Origin of the sequence: Streptomyces sp. NPDC007875 (assembly GCF_042868035.1) — a bacterium.
Taxonomy (GTDB): Bacteria; Actinomycetota; Actinomycetes; order Streptomycetales; family Streptomycetaceae; genus Streptomyces; species Streptomyces antimycoticus.
The window spans coordinates 311,327-337,703 of sequence record NZ_JBIADZ010000001.1 but is presented as its reverse complement, the minus strand read 5'-3'; the positions used below and the strand labels follow the sequence as shown (position 1 = coordinate 337,703).

General features: G+C 71.8%; 17 protein-coding genes. 3 read left to right on the top strand and 14 right to left on the bottom strand.

Annotated elements, in window-relative coordinates; all coding sequences use genetic code 11:
* Positions 1-11: 11 nt before the first annotated feature.
* The 3 genes from ACFYOY_RS01415 to ACFYOY_RS01405 all read right to left on the bottom strand — a co-directional run bounded on the left by ACFYOY_RS01415 (position 12) and on the right by ACFYOY_RS01405 (position 3,360).
* Entirely contained in the window at positions 12-1,388 is a 1,377-nt protein-coding gene (locus ACFYOY_RS01415) for an extracellular solute-binding protein (RefSeq protein ID WP_351880392.1), read from the bottom strand.
* A 162-nt stretch (positions 1,389-1,550) separates the two neighbouring features.
* Complete coding sequence (locus ACFYOY_RS01410) at positions 1,551-2,552, bottom strand: chitinase (protein WP_351880395.1); 1,002 nt, start codon at positions 2,550-2,552, stop codon at positions 1,551-1,553.
* Positions 2,553-2,715: 163 nt separating this feature from the next.
* A complete protein-coding gene (locus ACFYOY_RS01405; protein ID WP_388584090.1) occupies positions 2,716-3,360 on the bottom strand; it encodes a dihydrofolate reductase family protein in 645 nt (214 codons plus the stop codon).
* A gap of 119 nt (positions 3,361-3,479) precedes the next feature.
* Between ACFYOY_RS01405 and ACFYOY_RS01400 the strand changes: the two genes are divergently transcribed.
* On the top strand, positions 3,480-4,007 hold the full coding sequence (locus ACFYOY_RS01400; protein WP_351880400.1) for a helix-turn-helix domain-containing protein: 528 nt from the start codon (positions 3,480-3,482) through the stop codon (positions 4,005-4,007).
* Here ACFYOY_RS01400 and ACFYOY_RS01395 read toward each other — a convergent pair.
* Together ACFYOY_RS01395 and ACFYOY_RS01390 are read right to left on the bottom strand one after the other, a co-directional pair.
* Positions 3,994-4,701, bottom strand: a complete 708-nt coding sequence (locus ACFYOY_RS01395; protein WP_388584087.1) for a response regulator — start codon at positions 4,699-4,701, stop codon at positions 3,994-3,996. The genes ACFYOY_RS01400 and ACFYOY_RS01395 overlap by 14 nt on opposite strands.
* A gap of 801 nt (positions 4,702-5,502) precedes the next feature.
* Positions 5,503-7,125, bottom strand: coding sequence for a sensor histidine kinase (locus ACFYOY_RS01390; RefSeq protein WP_351880406.1), 1,623 nt, complete (start codon positions 7,123-7,125; stop codon positions 5,503-5,505).
* Positions 7,126-7,303: 178 nt separating this feature from the next.
* Between ACFYOY_RS01390 and ACFYOY_RS01385 the strand changes: the two genes are divergently transcribed.
* Positions 7,304-8,728: a cation:dicarboxylate symporter family transporter gene (locus ACFYOY_RS01385; protein ID WP_351881001.1), complete on the top strand. Its 1,425-nt coding sequence runs from the start codon at positions 7,304-7,306 to the stop codon at positions 8,726-8,728.
* A gap of 186 nt (positions 8,729-8,914) precedes the next feature.
* Here the strand turns inward: ACFYOY_RS01385 and ACFYOY_RS01380 are convergent, their stop codons facing one another.
* Positions 8,915-9,109, bottom strand: a complete 195-nt coding sequence (locus ACFYOY_RS01380) for a hypothetical protein (RefSeq protein ID WP_059148544.1) — start codon at positions 9,107-9,109, stop codon at positions 8,915-8,917.
* A gap of 250 nt (positions 9,110-9,359) precedes the next feature.
* Between ACFYOY_RS01380 and ACFYOY_RS01375 the strand changes: the two genes are divergently transcribed.
* Positions 9,360-12,431 (top strand): BTAD domain-containing putative transcriptional regulator, encoded by a 3,072-nt coding sequence (locus ACFYOY_RS01375; protein ID WP_351880409.1) that lies wholly within the window; start codon positions 9,360-9,362, stop codon positions 12,429-12,431.
* Positions 12,432-12,474: 43 nt separating this feature from the next.
* Here the strand turns inward: ACFYOY_RS01375 and glgB are convergent, their stop codons facing one another.
* The 8 genes from glgB to ACFYOY_RS01335 form a co-directional block, all read right to left on the bottom strand.
* Positions 12,475-15,336, bottom strand: a complete 2,862-nt coding sequence (glgB, locus tag ACFYOY_RS01370) for a 1,4-alpha-glucan branching enzyme (protein WP_388584082.1) — start codon at positions 15,334-15,336, stop codon at positions 12,475-12,477.
* 117 nt (positions 15,337-15,453) lie between these two features.
* Entirely contained in the window at positions 15,454-16,995 is a 1,542-nt protein-coding gene (locus tag ACFYOY_RS01365; RefSeq protein ID WP_351880412.1) for a phosphotransferase, read from the bottom strand.
* A 282-nt stretch (positions 16,996-17,277) separates the two neighbouring features.
* Positions 17,278-19,014, bottom strand: a complete 1,737-nt coding sequence (gene treS, locus ACFYOY_RS01360) for a maltose alpha-D-glucosyltransferase (protein ID WP_059148552.1) — start codon at positions 19,012-19,014, stop codon at positions 17,278-17,280.
* The gene (locus tag ACFYOY_RS01355; RefSeq protein ID WP_388584077.1) at positions 19,011-21,005 is read right to left on the bottom strand and encodes an alpha-1,4-glucan--maltose-1-phosphate maltosyltransferase; all 1,995 of its coding nucleotides are present in this window, start codon (positions 21,003-21,005) and stop codon (positions 19,011-19,013) included. The genes treS and ACFYOY_RS01355 overlap by 4 nt, the downstream gene beginning before the upstream one ends.
* Before the next feature lie 279 nt (positions 21,006-21,284).
* Positions 21,285-22,517, bottom strand: a complete 1,233-nt coding sequence (locus ACFYOY_RS01350; RefSeq protein ID WP_351880419.1) for a S8 family peptidase — start codon at positions 22,515-22,517, stop codon at positions 21,285-21,287.
* 89 nt (positions 22,518-22,606) lie between these two features.
* Positions 22,607-23,470, bottom strand: a complete 864-nt coding sequence (locus tag ACFYOY_RS01345; protein ID WP_351880422.1) for a helix-turn-helix transcriptional regulator — start codon at positions 23,468-23,470, stop codon at positions 22,607-22,609.
* Positions 23,471-23,601: 131 nt separating this feature from the next.
* Positions 23,602-24,396 (bottom strand): pectate lyase, encoded by a 795-nt coding sequence (locus tag ACFYOY_RS01340; RefSeq protein ID WP_351880425.1) that lies wholly within the window; start codon positions 24,394-24,396, stop codon positions 23,602-23,604.
* Between the two features lie 37 nt (positions 24,397-24,433).
* Positions 24,434-26,299 carry a rhamnogalacturonan lyase gene (locus ACFYOY_RS01335; RefSeq protein ID WP_388584072.1) on the bottom strand — a complete coding sequence of 622 codons (1,866 nt, stop codon included), beginning with the start codon at positions 26,297-26,299 and terminating at the stop codon, positions 24,434-24,436.
* Positions 26,300-26,377 lie beyond the last annotated feature (78 nt).

Here is a 26,377-nt window from a genome sequence, read left to right as displayed (position 1 = left end):
GGGGGCGGCCCTCAGCCCTGGCCGCTCGCCGCCACCGTGGCGCCGTCGGCGATGGATTTGAGCTGGTCGTCGTAGGACTTCGCGGCCTTCTCCGGTGAGGAGCCGCCGGCCGTCGCCGCCTCCATGGCCTCGCCGATCGCCGTGGACACCTGGGGATAGACGGGGGTGGTGGGGCGGTAGTGGGTGTACTTCACCAGGCCCGTGAAGAAGGTGATCCCGGGCATGGAGGAGGTGTACTTCGGGTCCTGCGCGACGTCCTTGCGGACCGCGATCTGGGCGTCGACGATGTCCCAGGTGACCGCGTTGTCCTTGGTCTGGAGCTGCTGGATGAACTTCCAGGCCAGATCGGGGTTCTTGGACTTCGCGGTGATCGCCCACGTCCAGCCGCCGGACATGCTGACCTGGCCGGGCGCCTGCCCGTTCTGGGTGGGCATCGGGGCCTGGCCGAGGGTCTTGGACCACTCGGGCCACGGCTTGCCGCCGGTCTTCAGCCAGTTCTGGCCCAGCCAGGAGCCGTCGAGGGCGATGGCCAGCTTGCCCTCGGGGAGCCATTCGCTGTAGACGGTCGTGCCGACGTTGGGATCGAGGGCGTCGGAGATGTCCGGACCGAGCTTCTCGGAGTAGACGGTCCGGAGGAAGCCCAGGGCATCCTGGAAGCCCTTGCCACCGGTGACCCACTTCTTGGCACCGGGGTCGTAGAGCGGGTTTCCGCCCGCCTCGCCCGTGCCGTACAGCAGCATCTCGAAGCTCTGCATCACGGAGGTCTCGCCCGGGGCCTTGCCGGTGTAGGTGTTGAGCGGGGTGACGCCGGGGACCTTCTGCTTGATCGTGCGCGCCGCCTTGAGGATGTCGTCCCAATTCTTGGGCGACCAGTCGGCCGGCAGCCCGGCCTTGGCAAAGATCTTCTTGTTGAACCAGAGGCCACGAGTGTCGGTGCCGTCGGGGACGCCGTATGTCTTGCCGTCCTCGGCCTTGGCCGCCGCCTTCGCGGTGTCGACGAACTGGTCCCAGGTCTTCCACTTGGCCAGATAGGCGTCGAGGGGGCGCAGATAGCCCGCCTTGATGTCCGAGTTGATCCGGAAGGTGTCCTCGTAGACCAGGTCGGGGGCGGTCTTGGGGGACCGCATCATCTGCTGGACCTTGGTGGCGTAGTCGTTGTCCTGCGCCTGGATCGGGACCAGCTTGACCTTCTTGCCGGGGTTGGCCTTCTCGAACTGCTTCTTCACCTCGGCCAGATGGTTGTCCTTGAAGCGGATCTTGTTGTCGGTGGAGCGGTTGTAGACGACCTTGACGGTGTCCGGGTCGCTGCCCGAACCGCCACCGCAGGATGTGAGTCCTGCGGTGGCGGCGAGGGTGGCGGCGAGGATCAGGGGGGCGGTGGGGCGCACGGGCACGACCTCCTTGCTGGCCTCTGTGGGCTGCGCGCTGACCGTAAGGTCGGCTTCAACGGAAGGTCAATCCCCGTGACCTGGATCGTCACTTGATCGAACGCCGCCGCGGGTGTATGCCCCGGGCGTACGGGGGCGTGGCCCAGCCGGTGGCAGCCGGTGTCAGCCGTTGTAACCCGCGAGCACCTTGGTGAAGTCGTACGTGCCCTGGTCGATCCCGCTGCAGGCGTCGCCGTCGGTGCCGGAACCGCACTTGCGGTCGCGGTTGAGCGACCAGAAGCTGACGCGGGCCAGGTGGTGGCTCTTGGCGTAGGACACCATGTCCTTGAAGTTGTTCAGGGATATGGTCTCGCCCGCGACGTCGGTCTTGCCGTTCATCGAGGAGAAGCCGACCTTGCGGTAGGCGGCGTCGGAGGAGAGGCCGTACGCACTCGCCACGGTGTTCTTCAGGCCGTCCACCGCCGACTTGGTGGCCGCCGCCATGTCGATGGAGCCCTGGCCGAAGTCGAACGGCATGACCGCCCAGCCGTCCACGTCGAGCCCGGCGGTGGCACCGCGCTTGACCAGGTCCTTTCCATTGGCGTCGGGGCCGGATGTGGTGGTGCCGAAGGTGACGTACACCTTGATGCCGCTGTTCTTCTGCTTGACCGTCTTGAGCGCGTCGACCACGCGCTGACGGACCGTCGCGTTCTCGAACTCGCTCGCTTCGATGTCGATGTCGATCGACTTGAGCTGGTAGGCGTCGATGACCTTCTGGTACGCGCCGGCGAGTGCGGAGGCGGAGGAGCACTTCTCGCCCAGCTTGTTACCGCTCCAGCCGCCGAAGGAGACGGTGACATCGCCGCCCGCCGAGCGGATGGAGTTGATCGTCGACTGGTCGTTGCCGCCGGTGAGCGCGCGGGAGCCGTCCCACTTGGGGTTGCAGCCGCCATCGGAGAGCATGAACGCCATCGTGAACTGCTGGGTGCCGGTCGCCGACATGACGTCCGTGGCCTTGGGCGGGGAACCCCAACCCAGATAGAGGTAGGGGCCGTTGAGCCCGCTGGGCGCGGCTGCGGTGTGCTGCGGCGCCGCCTGGGCGGTGGCCGCCGTGGTGACGCCCGCGGCGAGCATGCCGACAGCGGCGGCGAGGGCGAGTCTGCGGTGATGCCGGGAACGAGGCATGGCTGACGGAGCCTCCTGGGTGGGGGGTGGGAGGGAAGTCGAGCGAGGCTGAACCTAGCGAGGCGGCATGGCCGCGACAAGATGTCGGATAGGAAACTTTCCTATCGGGGCGAGGTCCGGCTGCGCAGCACTTCCCGGCACCCAGGTCTGGGCGGTGCCGGGCCTAGCCGGTGATGATGCGATTCCAGAAGTGGTGGGTGAGGCCGCTGGCCGAGGTCGCCGACTCGACGGTGAAACGGTCCTGGACTTCGGCCTGCCCGTCCCACACCGAGACCCCGGCGCCGAGGGTGATGGGCACGGTGACCAGGTGCATGAAGTCGATGAGGTCGGCCGTCAGGAACTGCCGGACGGTGGAGGGGCCGCCGCCGATGCGCACGTCCCGGCCGCCGGCGAGGTCCCGGGCGTAGGCGAGTGCGTCCTCGGGTGTGGCGTCGAGGAAGTGGAAGCTCGTCCCGTTGTCGAAGTGGATGGGGTCACGTCGATGGTGGGTGAGCACCACCACGGGCGTACGGAAGGGGGGTTCGTCGCCCCACCAGCCTCGCCAGTCGTCGTCGGTCCACTCGCCGGTCTGCGGACCGAACTTGCCCCGGCCCATGATCTCGACCCCGATGCCCTGCCCCCAGGTGCTGGTGAGGGCGCGATCGAGGGTGATCGGTTCATTCATGACGTCCACTCCGTGGATGAACCGCCCGTCGAAGCGCGCGAACAGTCTCTCGGCGTCCCCGATGGGTTGGTCGAGCGTGATCGTCTCGCCCGCGCTGTAGCCGTCGAGGGAGACGAAGAAGTTGTGCACTCGGACCCTGGCCATGCGGTCCACCTCCGGTGAGTGATTGCGAACTGCAACTGGTTGAGAGAACTCTACGATGGAGGGGTTGCGAGTTGCAATCAGTGGCAATCGGTTGTCATCAGTCGGGAGGTGCGTGCGCGATGCGTGAGGAGCCGCGTTCGGGTTGTGCGATCAACGCCGCGGTGGAGGTCCTGGGGGACCCGTGGACGCTGATCGTGCTGCGTGACGTGATCTTCGGCGGACGTCGTCACTTCCGCGATCTGCTGACCCGGAACGACGAGGGCATCGCGTCCAACATCCTCGCCAGCCGCCTGCGCAAGCTCGTCGAGGGAGGGCTGCTCAGCCGCGACGATGCCACGCGTGGCCAGAAAGCGACCTACACCCTCACCGAAGCCGGCATCCAGACGCTCCCGGTGATGGTCGCCCTCGGCGCGTGGGGTTTGCGGCACCGACCCACAACCCCGGAGCTCGCGGTGCGTGCCCGCATCCTCGCGGAAGGTTCCCCGCACCTCGTGGATGAGCTCATGGACGAACTGCGCGAGATCCACCTCGGCGTCACTCGCGAAAGCCCGAAGAGCCCCACGGCTTCGGAGCGGTTGCAGCAAGCGTACGAAGCCGCGATGGCAGCTGGAGACGGCCGTACTCAGTGCTCGCTCAGTGCTCGCTGAGCCAGCGGTACAGCAGCTCGGGGCGGCCGATCTGCCCGTAGTGCGGAGCGCGGGCGGCGCGTCCCGCCTCCACGAGGTGTTCCAGATAGCGGCGGGCGGTGATCCGGGAGATGCCCACGGTCTCGGCCGTGGCCGCGGCCGAGACTCCCTCCTCCGCGCCGCGCAGCGCCTCGGTGACCGCGTGCAGGGTCGCCTGGGTCAGCCCCTTCGGCATCGCGGCGGGCTGCGGCGCCCGCAGCGCGGCCAGCGCGCGGTCCACCTCGTCCTGCCCGCTGGCCTCACCCGCGGTCGCCCGGAACTCGGCGTACCGGAGGAGGCGGTCCCGGAGGGTGGAGAAGGTGAACGGTTTCAGCACGTACTGCACGACCCCGAGGGAGACCCCGTCGCGGACCATCGCCAGGTCCCGGGCCGAGGTGACCGCGATCACATCCGCCCCGTTCCCGGCCGCGCGCAGCGCCCGTACGAGCTGGAGGCCGTGCCCGTCGGGGAGGTAGAGGTCCAGCAGCAGCAGATCGGCGGGCGTCCGCTCCAGCAGCCGCTGGGTGTCCCCGCCGCTCCGCGCGGTCCCGACGACGGCGAAGCCGGGGACGCGGTCGACGTACATCCGGTGCGCGTCCGCCGCGACGGGGTCGTCTTCGACGACGAGAACCCGGATCGGCGCCGGATCCCCCGGTTTCGCCTGCGGCGGGCTCATGGACGGATTCCTCTCGGATGCGGTGCGGTGCGGTGCGGTGCGGTGCGGTGCGGTGCGGGGTGCGGTGCGGTGCGCGGCGCGGTGCGGTGTGCGCGGAAGGCTTAGGGCTCCAATTTACGGAGGGTAACCGCGGGTGGCCAGATCTCTACGGTGACGATTCCCCTACCGCCCGTGCCACGGGCCTTCGGCACCCCGATTTCCCGCCCGCGGGCGGCTGGATGTGGCCCCTGGCCGCGGGTGGGGTGGCGGGCGGCGAGGCGCTCGCGGCCGAGCCGTGCACCGGCCCTCCGGCGGGCGTCGACGCGCCGTGGCGGGATGTGGCGGCGGTTCGCGCGAGAGGGCCGGCCGGCCGCTCCCGGCGCCGGGCTGGGAGGTACGCCGTGCGGCGTTTGGGCCGGGCGGGCCCGTCCGGCCGGGGCTCTGACCGCCCCACGTCCCGCCCGCACGCGGCTGGACAAGGCCGCCCGGCAGCCAGGTGGCAGGGGGCGCCCCGCCGGGGGAGCCGCGCCCCCTGCCCCGGCGGCGCGCCGATGCTGGGCGGGGGCATCCCGGCGGGTGCCGTACGCCGTGCTGCCATGCCGGGATTGGGCGGGTGGCCATCCGGCTGGGCTCGCCCCGAGGGAGCCGCGGCTCCGTCCCGGTGGCGCGCCCAGGCTGGGCGGGCTTCGGCGGGGCGGCGCGCCGTGCTCGCATGCGGTGGTTGGGCCGGGTGGCCGTTCGGGCGGGGCTGCTCCGTGCACTGCCTGGGGCGCCTCGGCCCCGGGCGCGGGCCGGTCGGCCCGTGGGTTGCGTGGAGCCGTGTCACGGTGTGGCGGCCGGGGTTGCCAAGGGGAGGCGGATGGTGAATTCGGCGCCGCCGTCCGGGGCGGCCGACACCTCCACCGTGCCCGCGTTGCGGCGGGCGGCCTGGCGGACCAGGGCCAGGCCCAGGCCGCGGCCCGGGGACTTCGTGCTCCAGCCGCGGCGGAAGACCTCCTCGGCCGCCGCCGGGTCGAGCCCCGCGCCGGTGTCCGCGACGCTCAGCGTCAGCTCGCCCGCGTCCGCGCGGGCGGTGACCGTGACGCGGGCGCTGCGGGGCGCCCCGCCGTGGCCGACGCCCTCCGCGGCCGCGTCCGTGGCGTTGTCGATGAGGTTGCCGAGGATGGTCACCAGGTCGCGGGCGGGCAGGCCGGGCGGGAGGACGCCGTCGTCGATGCGGCTGTCGGGGGCGAGGACGAGCTCGACGCCGCGTTCGTTGGCCTGCGCCGCCTTGCCCAGCAGCAGCGCGGCCAGCACCGGTTCGGCGACCGCGCCCACCACCTGGTCGGTCAGCGCCTGGGCCAGCTCCAGCTCGGCGGTGGCGAAGTCGACCGCCTCGTCCTCCCGGCCCAGCTCGATCAGTGAGACGACGGCATGCAGCCGATTCGCGGCCTCATGGGCCTGGGAGCGCAGCGCCTCCGCGAAGCCGCGCACCGAGTCCAGCTCGCCGGAGAGCGCCTGGAGCTCGGTGTGGTCGCGCAGGGTGACGACCGTGCCGCGCTGTTCGCCGCTGCTCACCGGGGAGGTGTTGAGGACCACGACCCGTTCCGCGGTCAGATGCAGTTCGTCCACGCGCGGCTCGGTGGCCAGCAGGGCGCCGGTCAGCGCGGGCGGCAGGCCCAGGTCGGAGACGCAGCGGCCGACGGAGTCCTCGGGCAGGCCGAGCAGCTCCCGCCCACCGTCGTTGATCAGCGCGATCCGCCGCTGGCCGTCGAGCATCAGCAGCCCCTCGCGCACGGCGTGCAGCGCGGCCTGGTGGTAGTCGTGCATGCGACTCAGCTCGTCCGCGTTCATGCCGTGCGTATGGCGGCGCAGCCGGGCGTTGATGACATACGCGCACAGGCCGCCGATCGCGAGCGCGGCGGCCGCCACACCGAGCAGCGCGAGCAGCTGGCGGCGTACCTGGGCGCTGATGGTGTCCACGGTGATGCCCGCGCTGACCAGCGCGGTGATCCGGCCGCCGGCGCGGTCGTCGCGGACCGGGGCGACCACGCGCACGGAGGAGCCGAGCGTGCCCGTATACGTCTCGTCGAAGATCCGGCCGCGCAGCGCGGGCTTGATATGGCCGAGGTAGGTGGCGCCGATCTGGCGCGGATCGGGGTGCGCCCAGCGCACACCGTGGGTATCCATGATCGTGACGAAGGTGACGCCGGTGTCCCGGCGGACCTTCTCCGCATACGGCTGGAGCCGGGCGGTGGGGTCCTTGGACCGTGCGGCCTCGGCGACCGACGGGGAGTCGGCGACGGCCACCGCGGCGGCCGTCGCCCGCTGCCGCGCGGCCACCACCGCCTGCTCGCGGTCGGTGACGTAGGCGAAGACGGCGCATCCGGCCACCAGGGCGGCGACCAGCACGACCTGCATCGCGAACAGCTGGCCCGCCAGGCTCCGCGGGTGGGGGATGCGCATGGCCATCAGTCTGCACACGCATCTTTGTATGAACGAAATGAACGGAAGGGTGACCCCCATCACAGCGTGGGGCATAGTCGCCGGGACCGTTCAAGGCGGTGTGCGAGCCGCACACAGTACAGCGCCGGGACAGTTGGACGGCAGATCAGAAGGAGGCAGCACCGTGGCTGCGGACACCATGCCGCCCGCATCGGGACGTACGGAACCGGACGGGACGAAGCCGAAGAAAGAAAGGATTCACTACCTCTACCTCGCCGTCATCGGCGCGGTGGCGCTCGGCATCCTCGTGGGCTTCGCGGCCCCCGATACGGCGGTGGAGCTCAAGCCGATCGGCGAGGGCTTCGTCAACCTGATCAAGATGCTGATCTCGCCGATCATCTTCTGCACGATCGTGCTCGGGGTCGGATCGGTGCGCAAGGCCGCGAAGGTCGGCGCGGTCGGCGGTCTCGCGCTCGGCTACTTCATGGTGATGTCGACCGTGGCCCTCGCCATCGGCCTGGTCGTCGGCAACTTCCTCGAGCCGGGCAGCGGCCTGCACATGAGCCATGACGCGGCCCAGGCCGGGCAGAGCCAGGCCGAGGGCGCCTCCGAGTCGACGGCGGACTTCCTGCTCGGGATCATCCCGAAGACGCTGGTCTCCGCCTTCACCACCGGCGAGGTGCTGCAGACGCTGTTCGTGGCGCTGCTCGCGGGCTTCGCACTCCAGGCAATGGGCAAGGCGGGCGAGCCGGTGCTGCGCGGCATAGGCCACATACAGCAGCTCGTCTTCAAGCTGCTGTCGATGGTCATGTGGGCCGCTCCGATCGGCGCCTTCGGCGCGATCGCCGCCGTGGTCGGCGAGACGGGTCTGGACGCGCTCAAGGCGCTCGCGGTCATCATGATCGGCTTCTATGTGACCTGCGCGCTGTTCGTCTTCCTCGTCCTCGGGACGATCCTGCGTCTGGTCGCGGGCGTGAACATCTTCCTGCTGCTGAAGTACCTGGCGCGGGAGTTCCTGCTGATCCTGTCGACGTCGTCCTCCGAGTCGGCGCTGCCACTGCTCATCGCGAAGATGGAGCACGCGGGCGTCAGCAAGCCGGTGGCCGGTATCACCGTCCCCACCGGGTACTCCTTCAACCTGGACGGCACCGCCATCTACCTCACGATGGCCTCGCTGTTCATCGCCGAGGCCATGGGCGACCCGCTCTCCATAGGCCAGCAGATATCCCTCCTCGTCTTCATGATCGTCGCGTCGAAGGGCGCCGCCGGTGTGACCGGCGCGGGCATGGCGACGCTGGCGGGCGGTCTGCAGTCGCACCGGCCCGAACTGGTCGACGGCGTCGGCCTCATCGTCGGCATCGACCGCTTCATGAGCGAGGCCCGCGCCCTCACCAACTTCGCGGGCAACGCGGTGGCGACCGTCCTGGTCGGCACCTGGACCAAGGAGATCGACAAGGAGCGGATGAACGAGGTCCTGGGCGGACGGCTGCCGTTCGACGCCGAGGGCTTCGCGCGCCACGGCGGCGGCCACGGCCCGGCCGCCGACGACTCCGACGGGGCCGAGGGCAAGTCCCTCCCCGAGCGGCGTGACGGTGACACGGCGAAGGAGCACGTGCCCGCCTGACACCTTGCGCGCGCCGCGGCCCTGCCCTCCTGAATCGGGGCAGGGCCGCGGGCGTTTCACGGGCGCGTACGTTGCCCGCACACGGCGAATGGCGCCCCGCGTCTTCCCCCCGTTGGAAGACGCGAGACGCCGCCATTGGCTACGCCGCCACTGCTCTTCGGCGGTCTTGTCGGCGCCGAAGGCGCCCTATCGCTCGCCGTCCGGCGCGCGGCGCAGCTGTTCCGGGAGAGCCGTCCATTCGGGGCCCTCGTGCAGAGGTTTGACCCAGGCGATGTTGCCGCCGGTGTCGACGTAGGCGACGCGGCCCATGGCCTCGCGTTCGAGGTCGTAGACGAGCTCGCCGATCCGAGGTGTGCTTCGTGTTCCTTCAGCCGTGGTCATGAGCCGCCTCCTCGGCACCTCACTGCCATGCTGTCCCCCGTTCATTGGTGGATGAGGGCCCCGGACCGGACACTTCCGGTCCGGTCGCCGCCGCCGCGGTGACCGGGTGAGCTTCTGGTGCCCATGGGGCCCTCGATGACCGTAGGGTGCTACGAGCCGCTGATATCCCGCTGATGCCTCGCTGACCCGAACCCGTGGGTAGGCTTCCACATGGTCACAGTGAAATCTCTGGTACCAACGGGGGCAGTGTGTGGATGGGACCGAGTTTCGCCTGTTGGGACCGGTCGGAATATGGCAGGGCGAGCGTCTCCTGGGGCCGACCGCCGCGCAGCAGCGGTCTGTTCTGGCGATGCTGCTGATGGCCTCCGGCCGCGTGGTGTCCGTCGACAGGCTGGTGTTGGCAGTATGGGGCGAGGACCCGCCGGGGTCCGCGCGAAACGCCGTACAGGTGCAGATTTCCAAGCTGCGGCGGATCCTTTCCGGCTTGCCCGGGGCCGAGTTGACGACATCGGCGAAGGGCTACTCCCTGACCGTCGCGCGTGAGCAGGTCGATCTGCACCGGTTCCGCGATCTGGTGCGGGCCGCGCGGGAGGCCCCCAAGGACAGCGGGGCCGCCGGGTCGGCCGCCGGGTTCGCCGACGGCGCCGAGGACCGGGCCGGGGAACTGCTGCGCGCCGCGCTGCACCTATGGCGCGGGCCCGCGCTGGCGGATGTCGCGGGCGGCTGGCTTCCCGACACCCTGGGCGCCGGGCTGGAGGAGGAGCGGCGTACGGCGGTCGAGGAGCTCGCCGCGATCGATCTGCGCTCCGGACGGCACCACGAGGCCGCCACGGAACTGTCCGCCCTGGTGGCCGAACACCCGTTGCGGGAGCGCTCGGTGGCGCTGCTGATGGAGGCGCTACGGCGCGGCGGCAGGCGGGCCGACGCCCTCGCGCTGTTCCGCTCCACCCGCCGGAGGTATGTGGAGGAGCTGGGTATCGAGCCCGGCGACGAGTTGCAGCGGCTGCACCGGCAGGCGCTCGAGGACAGCCGGGATGGCCGTGACGGCCGGTCGGGGGATCCGTCCGGGCCGTCCGGGAGCGCTCCCGCGGCGGCGCCGTCCGACGCGGCGCCCGCCCCGCCCCCCGCCGTGGAAGGCGTCCCGGCCGCCGACGAGGCGTCCGAGCCCGTTGCCGGGCCCGTCACCCGGCCCGGCGACGAGCCCGCCGTCACACCCGCCTCCGCCGCCGGTCCGCCCACCGCCGCACCCGCCACCGCCCCGGAGCGGATCTCCGTCGTCGCAGCCGTACCGCAGCAACTCCCCTCGGACGTCGCCCACTTCACCGGCCGTGAGCGCGAACTGGCCGGACTGGACGCCCTGCTGCGCGCGGGCTCGGGCGAGGGCGGCGGACGGGCGCCAACGGCGGCGATGATCACCGTGATCGCGGGCAGCGGCGGCCTCGGCAAGACGACCCTCGCGGTGCACTGGGCCCACCGCGTCCGCGACCGGTTCCCCGACGGTCAGCTCTATCTGAACCTGCGCGGTTTCGGCCCCACCGACTCGGCCATGACCGTCGCCGAGGCCGTACGGGGCCTCCTGGACGCCTTCCAGGTGCCCGCCCACCGGATCCCCGCGACCGTCGAGGCGCAGACCGCCCTGTACCGGAGCCTGGTGGCCGACCGCCGGATGCTGATCCTGCTCGACAATGCCCGTGACGCCGAGCAGGTGCGGCCCCTGCTGCCCGGTTCCCCCGGCTGTCTGGTGGTGCTGACCAGCCGTAACGAGCTCACCAGCCTGGTCGTCGCCGAGCAGGCCCAGCCGCTGCCGCTGGATCTGCTCGACCGCGCCGAGGCGCGCGAGCTGCTGATCAGCCGGGTGGGCGCCGAGCGGGTGGCCGCCGAACCCGATGCCGTGGCGGAGGTGATCACGGTGTGCGCCGGGCTGCCGCTCGCGCTCGCCATCGTGGCCGCCCGCGCCGCCGCCCACCCCCGCTTCGGCCTGGAGGCGCTCGCCGGGGAGCTGCGCGACGCCCGCGGCAGCCTCGACGCGTTCGAGGGCGGGGACGCCACCACCGATGTCCGGGCCGTCTTCTCCTGGTCGTACCACACCCTGGGCCCCGACGCCGCCCGGCTGTTCCGGCTGCTGGGCGTCCACCCGGGCCCCGACATCGCGGCCCCGGCCGCCGCCAGCCTGGTGGGGGTCCCGGTCCCGCAGGCCCGCCGGCTGCTGATCCAGCTCACCCGGGCGCATCTGATCACCGAGCGCGCCCCCGGCCAGTACGGCTTCCACGATCTGCTGCGCGCCTACGCCGTGGAGCTCACCCGGGCGTACGACGGGCAGGACGAGCGCCACACCGCGCAGCACCGGCTGCTCGACCACTATCTGCACACCGCAGTGGCCGCCGGAGCGGCGTTCACCCCGCACCGGGAGCCGATCAGGGTCGAGCCGGTCCGGCCCGGGGTCAGCGTCGGGGAGTTCACGGGGCACGCACAGGCACTGCTCTGGTTCGGCCTCACCTATCCGGCGCTGATCGCGGCGCTGCAGCAGGCCGCCGAGACCGGATTCGAGACCCACGCCTGGCAACTGGCCTGGTCACTGATGGAGTTCCTGGACCAGCGCGGCCACTGGCACGATCAGCGCACCGTCCACCGGACCGCCCTGGGCTCGGCCCACCGCATCCGCGACCTCACCGGCCAGGCCCACGCCTGCTACGGCCTGGGTCTCGCCGATCTGCGGATGGGACGCTACGACCGGGCCCGCGGCCATCTGGTGCGCGCCCTGAACCTGCACCGCGAGACCGGCAACGCCGTCGGCCAGGCCCTGGCCCATGGCGCGCTCAACTTCGCCGGCGAGCGGGAGGGCCGCCATGACGAGGGGCTGCACCACGCGCTGCGCGCCCTGAAGCTGTACCGGGCGGCGGGCCACCGCAGCGGCGAGGCGTACGCCATGAACAACGTCGGCTGGGCCTACGCCATGCTGGGCGACTTCCAGCAGACCCTCGTCCACTGCGAGAAGGCGCTGACCATGATGCGGGACGCGGGGGACAGGCGTGGGGAGTCCGCGGCCTGGGACAGCCTCGGCTACGCGTATCAGCACGTCGGCGACCACCAGCAGGCCATCAGCTGCTACCGGCACGCCGTGGAGCTGCGGCGCGGCCGGGGTGAGCGGGTGCGGGAGGCCGAGTCCCTGCACCGGCTCGGCAGCGCACAGCTCGCCGCCGGGGACCGGGCCGGGGCCCGCCACAGCTGGCAGCGGGCCCTGACCCGTTTCGACGCCCTCGGCCACCCCGACGCCCAGCGGCTCCGGGACGGGCTCACCCGGCTGGGCGGGACCGACGGCTGACGGGACGTGGGGATCGGGCGGGGCGGCTCAGGCGGCGTGCGGCTCAGGCGGGCCGCAGCCAGATCGTGGCCAGCGGCGGCAGCACCGGCAGGATGCTCGCGGGCCGCCCGTGCCACCCCGTGGGTTCGGCCTTCAGCGGCTCGGCGTTGGCCACGCCGCTGCCGCCGTACCGCCCGTCGTCGGTGTTCAGCACCTCGCGCCACACCGGCACCGCCTCCGGCGACCCGATGCGGTACTCATGGCGGACCACCGGGGAGAAGTTGCTGATGGCCAGTAGCGGGGAGCCGTCGGCGTCGAAGCGGAGGAAGGCGAAGACATTGTCCTCGCGGGCATCGCCCTCGATCCAGGAGAAGCCCTCGGGGTCGGTGTCCCGCTGCCACAGCGCGGGCGTGGCCGCGTACACCTGGTTGAGGTCGCGGACCAGATCGCGGACGCCCCGGTGGTCGGGCTCGGCGGAGTACGACGGGTCCAGCAGCCACCAGTCGGGCCCGTGCGCCTCCGACCACTCGGCGCCCTGGGCGAACTCCTGTCCCATGAACAGCAGTTGCTTGCCCGGATGGGCCCACATGAAGCCGAGGTACGCGCGGTGGTTGGCGCGCTGCTGCCACCAGTCGCCGGGCATCTTCGACACCAGGGCCCGTTTGCCGTGCACCACCTCGTCGTGCGAGATCGGCAGCACATAGTTCTCGCTGTACGCGTACACCATCGAAAAGGTCATCTCATGGTGGTGGTAGGCGCGGTGCACCGGCTCATGCGCGAGATAGGCCAGCGAGTCGTGCATCCACCCCATGTTCCACTTCAGCCCGAAGCCGAGGCCGCCGAAGCCGCTGGGGCCCACATGGTGGGTGGCGCGGGTGACCCCGTCCCAGGCGGTCGACTCCTCGGCGATGGTGATCACACCCGGGCAGCGGCGGTAGACGGTCGCGTTCATCTCCTGCAGGAAGGCGACCGCGTCCAGGTTCTCCCGGCCGCCGTGCGCGTTGGGCGTCCACTGGCCGGGCTCGCGGGAATAATCGAGGTAGAGCATGGAGGCGACGGCGTCCACCCGCAGACCGTCGATATGGAACTCCTCGCACCAGTAGACGGCGTTGGCCACCAGGAAGTTGCGCACCTCCGTGCGCCCGTAGTCGAACTCCAGCGTGCCCCAGTCGGGATGCGCGGCCCGCAGCGGATCCGCGGGCTCGTACAGCGGACGGCCGTCGAACTCGGCCAGCGCCCAGGCGTCCTTGGGGAAATGCGCCGGCACCCAGTCCACGAGCACCCCGATGCCCGCCTGGTGCAACGCGTCCACCAGGTACTTGAAGTCGTCGGGGGTGCCGAGCCGGGCCGTGGGGGCATAGAAACCGGTGACCTGATAGCCCCAGGAGCCGCCGAAGGGGTGCTCGGCCACCGGCATCAGCTCGACATGGGTGAAGCCGAGGTCCTTGACGTATGCCGGGAGCTGCTGCGCGAGCTGCCGGTAGGTCAGCCCCGGCCGCCAGGACGGCAGATGCACCTCGTAGACGGAGAACGGCAGCTCATGGACGCGCCCGCCCTCCCGGCGCGCCAGCCACGCCTCATCCCCCCAGCGGTGGTGCGAGGCGTGGACGACGGAGGCGGTGGCGGGCGGGCATTCGGTGCGCCGCGCCATCGGGTCGGCGCGCAGGGAGTGGCCGCCGTCGGGCCGGGTGATCTCGAACTTGTAGAGCGCGCCCTCGCCGACACCGGGCAGGAACAGCTCCCATACGCCGCTGCCGCCGAGCGAGCGCATCGGCAGCGCGGTGCCGTCCCAGTAGGTGAAGTCGCCGGTCAGCCGCACCCCGAGGGCATTGGGCGCCCATACGGTGAAGCGGGTGCCGGACACGCCCTGGTGGGTCAGCGGATGCGCGCCGAGCGCCCGCCACAGCTCCTCGTGCCGGCCCTCGCCGATGAGGTGCAGATCGAGTTCGCCGAGGGTGGGCAGGAAGCGGTACGGGTCGTGCAGCTCCAGTTCGGCGTCCTCGTACGTCACCAGCAGCCGGTAGTCCGGGATCTCCCGCAGCGGCAGCACCCCGGAGAACAGCCCGTCCCCCTCGGCCCGCAGCCGGGCGCGCAGCCCGGCGGCCGCGACGGTCACCGAGCGGGCGTACGGGCGCAGGCAGCGGAAGAGCACACCGCCGCGCACGGGGTGGGCGCCCAGCAGGTCGTGCGGTGCGTGATGTGCCCCGGTCAGCAGCCGCCGCCGTTCCTGGGCCCCGAGCGCGGGCGCGGGCCGCACCCCGTGCTCGTCGTACACCTCGTCAGCCTGCCCGCCACCCCCGGCCACGGGCCGCCCGGCGACGCGCGACGGCTCGGCCGCGCCGTCGGACTCCGTGTGCCGCGCCTGGTCCGCGCGCGGCGCGCGGGGCACGGGCGCGGCACCGTAGGACACCCGCGTCTCGCGGCCGGGGTGGCCGCGGTCGGCGGGCAGGGCCTCCTGCCGGTTCGCCGTCGTGGCGGCCGAGTCGGGGGATTCCCCGTGGGGCGCGGGCTTGATGCCCGCCGACTCGGCGGACGCGGGGTCCTCACGGGGGGACGAGGCCCGCCCCGGGGCGTCCTCGGGGGCCGGGCGCCGGTCGGAGCGTGGCTGCCCGGCTGCCGAGGTCGCCTCTCGGGGTCCGGCTGCAGGGGCGGTCTTCTGTGCCGGAGCGGGGTGCGCCTCCGAGGCGACCGGGCCGGGGGAGGCGGTTGGCGCCGGGCGGCTCAGGCTCCGGTCCGGCTCCGGCTTGTGGCGCGCCGGGGTCTCGGAGCCCGGGCGCTCGGGCCGCGGACGGGGGCCGGTGCGGCCGGGGAGGAACGTCGGGGGGACTCCCGGGACCGCCGGACCGGTCGTGGCGCCGGTGGCGGCGGGTGGGTGGCCCGGTCCCTCGTCGGACGGGTGCTGGCCGGACGGCGGTCGTGCGGTCACGGGGTGGTCCTCCCGGAGGTGTCGGGCGTCGGACGGTCGGAAGCGGGGATGCGGACGGGGACCGTGGGGCGGCGGTCCGTGGGAGCCGGGGCCCGGGGCCGTCCCTGGCCCCATGGGTCAGGCGCGGGCGGTGGCGAGGCGGCGGATCGCGGTCATCGGGACGGACAGCCAGTCCGGGCGGTGCCGCGCCTCGTAGAGCACCTCGTAGACGGCCTTGTCGGTCTCATGGGCGCGCAGCAGCTCCGGCTCGGCGCGCGGATCGGTGCCGGACGCCTCCGCATAGCCCGCGCAGTACGCGGCGCGGGTGCGGCCGGCCCACTCCTGCGGGCGCTCATGGCGTCCCACGGCCGCCGCGTAGTCGAAGGACCGCAGCATGCCCGCGATATCGCGCACCGGCGGCTGCGGGCGGCGCCGCTCGGCCAGCGGACGGGACGGCTCGCCCTCGAAGTCGATCAGCGACCACCGCCCACCTCCTCCGCCTCCTCCGCCGCCGTCCCCGGTCAGCAGCGCCTGCCCCAGATGCAGATCGCCGTGGATGCGCTGGGCCGCCCAGGTGCGGCCCGCGCGCCCCAGCGCGGCCAGGTCCTCGTACGCGCCGTGCAGCTCGGCGCGGTACGGCTGGAGGGCGGGCACCGCGGCGGCGGCCGAGTCGAGCCGTTCGCTCATGGCGGCGGCGAGATGCTCGATCTGCGGGCGGCGCAGCACGGAGGTGGGCAGGGCGCGGGCCATCGCCAGATGGACCTCGGCGGTCGCGTGCCCCAGCGCGCGGGCGGCGTCGGCGAAGTCGTCCCCGGCGGCCAGGGCGTCGAGCGCGAGCTGCCAGCCGTCCCGGGAGCCGGTCAGGAAGGGCTGCAGCACCCCGAGGGTGACGGGCTCCGGCGGTGGCCCGGCGCCCTCGGACGGCGGCTCGGCCTCGAACCAGGCGGCGGGGGCGGGCACCCGGGTGCAGCCGGTGTGGGCGAGCGCGAGGGGGAGTTCGAGGTCGGGGTTGGTGCCGGGGCTGACCCGGCGGAAGAGTTTGAGAATAAACGTATCGCCATAGATCACCGAGGAGTTGGACTGCTCGGCGGTCATCACCCGGGGCGGCAGCGCGGAGGGGATCGCGCTGGACGGCTCCCGTACGAAGCGCAGCGGGCCGAGCCGCCCGGGCATCCGCAGCCGCTCCAGCAGCAGCGTGGTGAGCCGGGGGTCGAACAGCGCCTCGTACACCGTCTGCCCGTCCAGCGGCCCGCCGCTGGGCCGGCCGATCAGCGCGGGGGCGAGCGGCGGCGGAAGGGTGGGGCGCGCCCCGAGCAGGAGCTGGTAGCAGTCGCTGGCCGCCGCCCCACGCCGGTGGCCGCAGCCGAAGCCGTGCCGGTGGCCGGGCGGCTCCGGCTGCTGGGCGCGGATGAGCAGATGGAGCAGCCCGGGCATACCGCCGCCCGTCCGCGACGGCAGCAGCTCGGCCGCGGAGACCAGCGCGAAGCCGGTGACGGGACGGCCCTTGCCCGCGAACCAGCGCTGGCGGGGCAGCCACTCGGCGAGCAGCGGCGCGAGCGAGGCGAGCAGCCCGGACGGGCCCGCGGCCGTGGCGGTGCGGGTGACGGACGTCGGGGGCTGGTCCCGCGGTACGGCGGGCGGCGGGTGTTGTGCCCCCCGGGAGAGCGGAGCTTCCGGCATGGCGTCGCGTCCTTTCCCCGGGCACACGACAGATCAGGGCAAAGTGTCCCGGATTGCGGCATTGACTGTGCGACGGTGCGGGACGTGTCGGGCGAGGATCGTCCGTACGGCGAGGCTCGGTGTACGCGATCGGGTCCGCCGGTGGCGCATGTGAGTACAGAGTGCCCATGACGGGGGGTCGAAAACGCCCGTACGCGCCCGAGATGGACGCGTACGGACGAGCGAGGGCCGGAGCGAGGGCCGCGCCTGGCCGAAACCGGGTGGCCCGGTCTCCGCCTCGGCTCAGTCGGTCCAGTGCCCCATCGCTTCGTTGCGCCGCAGCCGGAACCAGTAGAAGCCGTGGCCGGCCATGGTCAGCAGATACGGCAGCTCTCCGATGGCCGGGAAGCGGACCCCGCCGATCAGCTCGACCGGATGGCGGCCGGCGAAGGACTGCAGATCCAGCTCGGTGGGCTGGGCGAAGCGCGAGAAGTTGTTCACGCACAGCACCAGGTCGTCCTCGCCGTCCCGGGTGGAGGGGGCCTCGCGCAGGAAGGCGAGGACGGCCGGATTGGAGGACGGCAGCTCGGTGAAGGAGCCGAGCCCGAAGGCGGGGTTCTGCTTCCGGATCTCGATCATCCGGCGGGTCCAGTGCAGCAGCGAGGACGGGCTGCTCATGGCCGCCTCGACATTGGTGACCTGATAGCCGTAGACCGGGTCCATGATGGTCGGCAGGAACAGCCGCCCCGGATCGCAGGAGGAGAAGCCCGCGTTGCGGTCGGGGGTCCACTGCATGGGGGTGCGCACGGCGTCGCGGTCGCCGAGCCAGATGTTGTCGCCCATGCCGATCTCGTCGCCGTAGTAGAGGATCGGCGAGCCGGGCAGGGACAGCAGCAGCGCGGTGAACAGCTCGATCTGGTTGCGGTCGTTGTCCAGCAGGGGGGCCAGTCGTCTGCGGATGCCGATGTTGGCCCGCATTCTGGGGTCCTTGGCGTACTCCGCGTACATGTAGTCGCGCTCTTCGTCGGTGACCATCTCCAGCGTCAGCTCGTCGTGGTTGCGCAGGAAGATGCCCCACTGGCAGCCGGAGGGGATGGCCGGGGTCTTGGCGAGGATCTCCGAGACCGGATAGCGGGACTCGCGCCGCACCGCCATGAAGATGCGCGGCATCACCGGGAAGTGGAAGGCCATATGGCATTCGTCGCCGCCCGCCGTGAAGTCGCCGAAGTAGTCGACGACGTCCTCCGGCCACTGATTGGCCTCGGCCAGCAGCACGGTGTCGGGGTAGTGGGCGTCGATCTCGGCCCGGACGCGCTTGAGCAGCTCATGAGTGCGCGGGAGGTTCTCGCAGTTCGTGCCCTCCTCGGCATACAGATACGGGACGGCGTCGAGCCGGAATCCGTCGATGCCCAGGTCCAGCCAGAAGCGCAGGGCGGCCAGTACCTCCTCCTGGACGGCCGGGTTCTCGAAGTTGAGGTCCGGCTGGTGCGAGAAGAAGCGGTGCCAGTAGTACTGCTTGCGTACCGGATCAAAGGTCCAGTTGGACGCCTCGGTGTCGACGAAGATGATCCGCGCGTCCTGGTACTGCTTGTCGTCGTCGGCCCATACGTAGTACTCGCCGTACGGTCCGTCCGGGTCGCTGCGGGACTCCTGGAACCACGGATGCTGGTCGCTCGTGTGGTTCATGACAAAGTCGATGATCACGCGCATCCCGCGCTGATGCGCGGCGTCGACGAACTCCACGAAGTCCGCGAGGTCCCCGAACTCCGGCAGCACGGCGGTGTAGTCCGAGACGTCATAGCCGCCGTCGCGCAGCGGCGAGGCGAAGAACGGCGGCAGCCACAGGCAGTCCACGCCCAGCCACTGCAGATAGTCCAGCTTGGCCGTCAGGCCCTTGAGGTCGCCGACGCCGTCCCCGTTGCTGTCCTGGAAGGAGCGGACCAGGACCTCGTAGAAGACGGCGCGCTTGAACCAGTCGGGATCACGGTCCTTCGCGGGCGTGTCCTCGAATGTGTCCGGTACGGGCTCGTTGACGATCATGTTGTGGGTGACCCTCCGATCGGTGAGGACGGTCGCAGGGACAGCACATGTGCCGGAGCCACCTCACGCCCCGGCTCCAGGCGCACGTAGTTGTCCCTGCCCCAGTGATAGGTCTCGCCGGTGAGCTCGTCGCGCACCGGGACGGACTCATGCCACTCGAGGCCGAGTTCCGGCATGTTCAACGAGACCGTCGCCTCCTGGGTGTGGTGAGGGTCCAGGTTGACGACCGTGAGCACGCACGAGTCGCCCGCGCGCTTGGAGTAGACGATGACGGAATCGTTGTCGGCGTGGTGGAATCTGAGGTTGCGCAGCCGCCGCAGGGCGGGATGGCGGCGGCGCAGCCGGTTCAGCCGGGCGAGCAGCGGGGTGATCGTTCTGCCCTCGCGCTCGGCCGCCGCCCAGTCGCGCGGCCGCAGCTGGTACTTCTCCGAGTCCAGGTACTCCTCGCTCCCCGCGCGCACCGGGGTGTTCTCGCACAGTTCGTAGCCCGCGTAGACGCCCCAGGTGGGGGAGAGGGTGGCGGCGAGCACGGCCCGCGCCTCGAAGGCGGGGCGGCCGCCCTCCTGGAGGTGGGCGTGGAGGATGTCGGGGGTGTTGACGAAGAAGTTGGGCCGCATCCAGGCGGCCGCGTCCCCGGCCAGCTCGGTGAGGTAGTCGGTCAGCTCCTGTTTGGTGTTCCGCCAGGTGAAGTAGGTGTACGACTGGTGGAAGCCGACCGCGCCGAGGGTGTTCATCATCGCCGGGCGGGTGAACGCCTCGGCGAGGAAGAGGACATCGGGATGGGTGCGGTGGATGTCGCCGAGCACCTTCTCCCAGAAGACCACCGGTTTGGTGTGCGGATTGTCCACCCGGAAGATCCGTACCCCGTGCTCCATCCAGAAGCGCAGCACCCGCTCGGTCTCCCGGACCAGGCCGTGGAAGTCCCGGTCGAAGGCGATCGGATAGATGTCCTGGTACTTCTTGGGCGGGTTCTCGGCGTACGCGACGGTGCCGTCGGCGCGCTGGTGGAACCACTCGGGGTGCTCGGTGACCCACGGGTGGTCCGGGGAGCACTGGAGCGCGAAGTCCAGCGCGACCTCCATGCGCAGCTCCCGGGCGCGCGCCACGAAGTGGTCGAAGTCCTCCAGGGTGCCGAGGTCCGGGTGGATCGCGTCATGGCCGCCGTCGGCCGAGCCGATGGCCCAGGGGGAGCCCACGTCGAAGGGGCCGGCGGAGAGCGTGTTGTTGGGGCCCTTGCGGAAGGCGGTACCGATGGGGTGGATCGGCGGCAGATAGACGACGTCGAAGCCCGCGGCGGCCAGGGCGGGCAGCCGCTCGGCGGCGGTGCGCAGGGTGCCGCTGACCGGCCGCCGCCCCTCGGTCACCCGGGCCCCCTCCGAGCGTGGGAAGAGCTCGTACCAGGAGCCGAACAGCGCACGCTCCCGGTCCACCTGCAGCGGCATCGGGCGCGAGGAGGTGACCAACTCCCGCAGCGGGTGGCGATCGAGGGCCTCGGTCACATCGGGCGCGAGCGCGGCGGCGAGCCGGTCGGCGACCGGGCGGCGCTCGTCGCGCAGCCCGTCGACGGCCGCCAGGACCGCTTCCCGGCCGTCGTTCTTGGGCACTCCGGTGGCGGCCCGCTCATGCAGCCGGGCCCCCTCCTCCAGGGCCAGATCGGTGTCGATCCCGGCCGGGATCTTGATCCGGGCGTGGTGCCGCCAGGTGGCGATCGGATCGCTCCATGCCTCGACCGTGTACGTCCAGCGGCCGGGCGCGCCGGGGGTGACCTCGGCGCCCCAGCGGTCGGTGCCGGGGGCGAGTTCGCGCATCGGGGTCCAGGGGCCCGAGCGCCCGGACGGATCGCGGAGGACCACATTGGCGTTGACCGCGTCATGGCCCTCCCGGAACACGGTGGCGCTGACCTCGAAGGTCTCGTCCACCACCGCCTTGGCTGGGCGGCGGCCGCAGTCGATCAGCGGGCGGATATCCAGAATGGGAATGCGACCGATCATAGGATCACCTGACGGCGTTGCGGATGGAGACGCTAGGGCGGCTTTTGTCCTTTGTATCGGTTTTGCCGCCGGGCGATGGGTTGCGGGCATGACAGCTCCTGTCCGCGTTCACTCTGGTGGGCGGATGGGGTCGGCCATGGGGGGCGCGCGTGGAAAGCCTTCCCCTGTGGAACGGGGAGGCAATCCGGGTTCCCGTGAACTACCGGTCCGTAACGCCGGGTGTATGAATCGGCCCCGCCCGTGGGCGGGGCCGTCCACGCGATGCGTTCTGTCGCTACGTCAGTTGGCCACCCGCAGCAGACGGTTCGGCGAGCCCGCACCCGCGCCGCGCACCCGGCCCCTGCTCGCCCCGGCTATCAGCGCCGCGCCGACCTGGGCCGGAGTGGCGAAGCGGTGGCCGGCCAGATACAGCGCGGCGGCGCCCGCGACATGCGGGGCGGCCATCGAGGTGCCCGACAGCGTCCTGGTCGCCGTATCGCTCGCGTTCGACGCCGAGACGATCCGGTCTCCGGGCGCGAACAGGTCAACTCCGGGGCCCCAGTTGGAGAAGCCCGAGCGCCGGTCGGCGCGGTCGGTCGAGCCGACCGTGAGCGCCCGCGCCACCCGGCCCGGGGAGAAGGAGGCGGCGGGCCGGTCCTGATTGCCCGCCGCCACGGTGAAGACCAGACCGGCGGCGATCCCCGTCCGCACCGCCGCGTCCCATTCGGGGAGCGGGGTGGCCGCCGCCGAGCCCAGGCTCAGATTGACCACCGCGGGCCGCCTGGCGTGTCGCAGCACCCAGTCCATACCGGCCAGCACCTGGGCGATGGTGCCCTCGCCGCGGTCGTCCAGCACCCGTACGGCCACGATCGCGGCCTTCTTCGCCACGCCGTAGCGGGTACCCGCCGCCGTGGCGGCCACATGGGTGCCATGGCCGTTGCCGTCCTCGGCCACCGGATCGTCGTCCACGAAGTCCCAGCCGGAGCGGGCCCGGCCGCCGAAGTCCTCATGGGAGGCGCGGACCCCGGAGTCGATGACATAGATCGTGGTCCCGCGCCCGCCGCCGCCGGGCGCGGTGTACGCCCCGTCCAGCGGCCGGTCCGGCTGGTCGATCCGGTCCAGGCCCCACGGCGGCCGCGCCTGGCGGCGGGGCGGGGCCGGCAGCCGCAACCGATTCCACCGCAGGGACACCCGCTCGTCCCGGGTCACCGAGGCGATGCGCCGATCGGCCGCCAGCCGCCCGGCCTGCGCCGCGTTCGCCCGCACCGCATAGCCGTTGAGCGCGGAGCCGTAGACCCGGCGCACCCGCGCCCCGTACCGCTCGACCAGCGCCCGGCCCGCCCCGGACGCCGCCGCGGGCACTCCCGCGCCCCGCTTCAGGGCGACGATATAGCCTTGGGTCCCCACCCCGCCCGTGGCCTGGACCCCCTGCGCGGGAACGGTCTGGGTGGGCGACAGGGCCACCAGGACCACCGCGACGACGGCGGCCGGCGCCCCCACCCTGCGCCGACGGCCCGCAGATGCGCATGCCATGGAGCGATCCCCTCCCCAACTCGACGCCGCGGAGATCCGTCAGAAGGACCCTAGCCTCGCGTGAGAGGAAAGATCCCGACAAGGGCGCATCAGGGGGCGTAAAACGTGACGGCCTCCCGCGCCAGCAGCCGCAGCGCCGCCTCCGACGGCGAACCCGGCTCCGCCCCGTACATCAGCAGGCCCTGGCCCCCCGAGTCCGGCAGCCGGGTCATCTCGAAGTCCAGCTCCAGCGACCCCACCAGGGGGTGGTGGAAGGACTTGGTGCCGAACGCGCACCGGCGCACCGGATGGCGCGACCACAGCGCCGCGAACTCCGCGCTCTTCATGGTCAGTTCGCCGATCAGCTCGGCGAGCCGCCGGTCGTCGGGGTGCGCCCCCGCCGCCACCCGCAGCGAGGAGACCGCCCGCCGCGCCTCGCCCTGCCAGTCCGGATACAGCTCACGGGTATGCGGATCGAGGAACAGCATCCGTTGGGTGTTGGGCCGGGTGGCGGGGTGCTCGGGCGCGTCGGCGGGCAGATGCCCGGCGATCAGCGCGTGCCCCAGCGGATTCCACGCCAGGACGTCGAAGCGGCGGTCGAGGACCACGGCCGGCACGCCGTCCATCGCGGTGATCAGCCGCCGGGTCGCCGGGCGCGCGGAACAGGCGGGTGGCGCGGGAGGGCGCGCGGCGCGCGGCGGACGGGCCAGGTTGCTCAAGTGCGCCCGCTCGTCCGGGCTCAGCCGCAGCGCGCGGGCGATGGCGTCCAGCACCCCGTCCGAGGCGCCGGTGGACTGGCCCTGTTCCAGCCGGGTGTAGTACGCCACGCTCACCCCGGCCAGCTGCGCCAGCTCCTCGCGGCGCAGCCCCGGGACCCGGCGCCGGGTCCCGTACGCGACCAGGCCGACGTCCTCGGGGTGCAGCCCGGCGCGGCGGGTGCGCAGAAAACTTCCCAGCTCGGCAGGTGCGTCCATACCGACCAGTGTCCGGCACGGGCACGCGCCGTGCCTGTCCCTGTGAGGGTCAGGCACGGCGCGCGGCGGTCGGTGCTGTCCGTGCTGTCCGTGCTTGGTGTGCTGTCTGTGCTGTTCGTCCTATCCGGCGATCACCGGTAGGTGATGTCGGAGGAGCTGTACTTGCAGTAGGTGCCGTCGGGGCCGCTGCCGTTCTTGCTCGGCTCGTCGCCCGTGTTGTTCCCGATGTACTTCTGGCACGGGACGATCTTCTTGCTGCTGTCCCCGACGATGGTGATGCCGCGCAGGGTCAGCGAGTCGCCGTAGTTGGTGTTGATCCCGCCGATGACCTTGCCCGGGGCGGTGATCTCGGTGTTGCTCACATTGATGGTGCGCTTGTACTGCGACGAGCAGTTGCCGCAGGACCGGACGAAGGTGGAGAAGTCCTGGCCGGCGAAGTTCGAGATGTTGAGCGTGCCGCCGCCGTTGAACTGGAAGATCTTGTCCGCGGCCTTGCGGGCGCCGCCACCGATCACGTTGAACGTCTTGCCGGTGCCGCGGAAGGTGGCGGCGTCCTCGCCGACGTCCTCCCACCAGACGTTCTGCAGGGTGCAGCTGCCCTCGCAGTGGACGCCGTCGGCGGCCGGGGCGCCGATGATGACGTTCTTCAGGGTGGCGCCGTCCTTCAGCTCGAACAGCGGGCCCTGGTCCTCCTCCTGGCCGTCGCCGCCGAGGTCGCCGGAGCCGTAGTAGCGCTTCATGCCGCCGTCGGTGGTCCCGCTGACGCTGATGGTCTTGGAGACCGCCTGCGGGGTGCCGCTGGGTGTGGGCCAGGTGGCGGCCGACGCCGTGGGCAGGGTCAGACCGGTGGTGATCGCGCCCGCGGTGAGGGCGACGGCGCCGAGGACGCCGGCTATCGCGCGGTGCCTGGTGCGTTGTTCAGCCATGTCGGATCTCCTTGTGCGAGGGGGTGATGGAGGTGTTTCAGGGGGTGGTGATGGTCGGGCGCGGCGGGGTCGCCATCTTGTTGCCGAGGAAGAAGCTGGGGTGCGGGGGCTGGTTGTAGGCCGTGTTCTGCCAGGCCAGCGCCTCGCGGTACTGCCGGTCGTGCAGCAGCGTGGTGATCTTCCGGTCGGTCTCGTACGGCGTGGAGTAGATCCGCAGCGCCTTGTTGTCGCTGGTCGGCCAGACCACCTCCTCGCGCCAGTCGCCGAGGATGTCCCCGGACAGCGACGGGGTGGCCTTGGTGCCGTTGTTGGAGTGCACCCCGGAGCCGGTGAGCAGCCGGGTGTCACCGGAGGTGCCGTACTTGTCGATATGCGTGCCGTCCAGCAGCTCGCGCACCGGATCGCCGTCCCACCAGGCCAGGAAGTTGATCGAGGAGGGCTTGCGGCCCTTGGCCCCGCCGCCCTCGTCGCGGATCTGGTCGTCCCGCGCGGACCACATCTCGGCGCCGTCGTTGCCCGCCCAGATGTCGTCGGCCGCGCCGCGCCCGTTGTCGCCGCCCGACGCGGTCGACCACAGCACCTGGCCGGTGTGGGCGTCGGCGAAGTACGAGCCCGGCTTCGAGGAGTCCTCGTCCACCTTGAAGTACTCCAGGCCCGGCCGAGCGGGGTCGAGGTCGCCGAGGTGGGCGGCGTCGCCGTGGCCGTTCTTGTTGGTCCACAGCCCCGAGCCGTTGTCGTCCACGGCCATCGAGCCGTAGACGATCTCGTCCCTGCCGTCGCCGTCCACGTCCCCGGTCGCCAGCGCGTGGTTGCCCTGGCCGTCGTAACCCTTGCCGGTGTTGGTGGAGCTGTTGGTGTCGAATGTCCACTGACGGGTGAGCTGCCCTCCGCTGAACCTCCAGGCGGAGATGACCGTGCGGGTGTAGTAGCCGCGCGCCTCGATCAGCGAGGGGGTGGAGCCGTTGAGATACGCCGTCCCGGCCAGGAAGCGGTCCACGCGGTTGCCGTAGTCATCGCCCCACGAGGAGACGGTGCCGCGCGGCGGGACGTAGTCCACCGTGCTCATCGCGGCGCCCGTGCGCCCGTTGAACATCGTCAGATATTCGGGCCCGCTGAGCACATAGCCGCTGGAGTTGCGGTAGTCGGCGGAGGCGCTGCCGATGGTCTTGCCGGTGCCGTCGACCGTGCCGTCCGCGGTCTTCATCGCGACCTCGGCCTGGCCGTCGCCGTCGTAGTCGTACACCTGGAACTGGGTGTAGTGGGCGCCGGAGCGGATGTTGCGGCCCAGGTCGATCCGCCACAGCCGCTGCCCCTGCAGGGTGTAGCCGTCCACGACGGTGTTGCCGGTGACGCCCGACTGCGAGTTGTCCTTGGCGTTGGTCGGCTGCCACTTGAGGACGAAGTCCAGATCGCCGTCGCCGTCGAGGTCGCCCACCGAGGCGTCGTTGGCCTCGTAGGTGTAGCCGGAGCCGCCCGCCGGCGGTGAGATCGGCACATCGTAGTACCCCGGGCGGAACTGCATCGCGCTCGGCGAGGCGGGCTGCTCGACCCCGCCCACGATGGCCCGCACGGTGTAGTCCGCGCTGTTGGGGGCGTCCTTGTGGAGGTAGTTGGCCGTGGTGATGGGGGAGGAGTTGACCTTGACGGCGCCCCGGTAGAGGTTGAACGTCACATCGTTCGGGTCGGTGGCCAGCCAGCGCCAGCTGACCAGGTTGTCATTGCCGGTGTGCACGCTCACCAGCCCCCGGTCCAGCCTCTCCAGCTGGGCCGCGGCCTTGGTTCCGACCTCTGGCGCCCCTTTGGTCCCGGCGGCCCCCGAGACGCCCGTCAGGGTGGTGACGGTCAGCGCGCCCGCCACGCAGGCGGCGGCGAGCATCCGGCCGCGGGTCAGCGCCGTTCGCATCGGGGATCTGGGCGGATGGGCGGGGGGTGGAGTGTGCGAACTGTCCCGAGAGCGCACGCGGTCCTCCAAGGCATGCGG

Bases quoted from the DNA above. Each gene is read 5' to 3' on its own strand.
- ACFYOY_RS01410 (WP_351880395.1), bottom strand. From the start codon at position 2,552: ATGCCTCGTTCCCGGCATCACCGCAGACTCGCCCTCGCCGCCGCTGTC.
- ACFYOY_RS01385 (WP_351881001.1), top strand. From the start codon at position 7,304: ATGCCGCCCGCATCGGGACGTACGGAACCGGACGGGACGAAGCCGAAG.
- ACFYOY_RS01355 (WP_388584077.1), bottom strand. From the start codon at position 21,005: ATGATCGGTCGCATTCCCATTCTGGATATCCGCCCGCTGATCGACTGC.
- ACFYOY_RS01340 (WP_351880425.1), bottom strand. From the start codon at position 24,396: ATGGCTGAACAACGCACCAGGCACCGCGCGATAGCCGGCGTCCTCGGC.
- ACFYOY_RS01400 (WP_351880400.1), top strand. From the start codon at position 3,480: ATGCGTGAGGAGCCGCGTTCGGGTTGTGCGATCAACGCCGCGGTGGAG.
- ACFYOY_RS01335 (WP_388584072.1), bottom strand. From the start codon at position 26,299: ATGCGAACGGCGCTGACCCGCGGCCGGATGCTCGCCGCCGCCTGCGTG.
- ACFYOY_RS01390 (WP_351880406.1), bottom strand. From the start codon at position 7,125: ATGCGCATCCCCCACCCGCGGAGCCTGGCGGGCCAGCTGTTCGCGATG.
- ACFYOY_RS01405 (WP_388584090.1), bottom strand. From the start codon at position 3,360: ATGGCCAGGGTCCGAGTGCACAACTTCTTCGTCTCCCTCGACGGCTAC.
- ACFYOY_RS01380 (WP_059148544.1), bottom strand. From the start codon at position 9,109: ATGACCACGGCTGAAGGAACACGAAGCACACCTCGGATCGGCGAGCTC.
- ACFYOY_RS01350 (WP_351880419.1), bottom strand. From the start codon at position 22,517: ATGGCATGCGCATCTGCGGGCCGTCGGCGCAGGGTGGGGGCGCCGGCC.
- ACFYOY_RS01365 (WP_351880412.1), bottom strand. From the start codon at position 16,995: ATGCCGGAAGCTCCGCTCTCCCGGGGGGCACAACACCCGCCGCCCGCC.
- ACFYOY_RS01345 (WP_351880422.1), bottom strand. From the start codon at position 23,470: ATGGACGCACCTGCCGAGCTGGGAAGTTTTCTGCGCACCCGCCGCGCC.
- treS (WP_059148552.1), bottom strand. From the start codon at position 19,014: ATGATCGTCAACGAGCCCGTACCGGACACATTCGAGGACACGCCCGCG.
- ACFYOY_RS01395 (WP_388584087.1), bottom strand. From the start codon at position 4,701: ATGAGCCCGCCGCAGGCGAAACCGGGGGATCCGGCGCCGATCCGGGTT.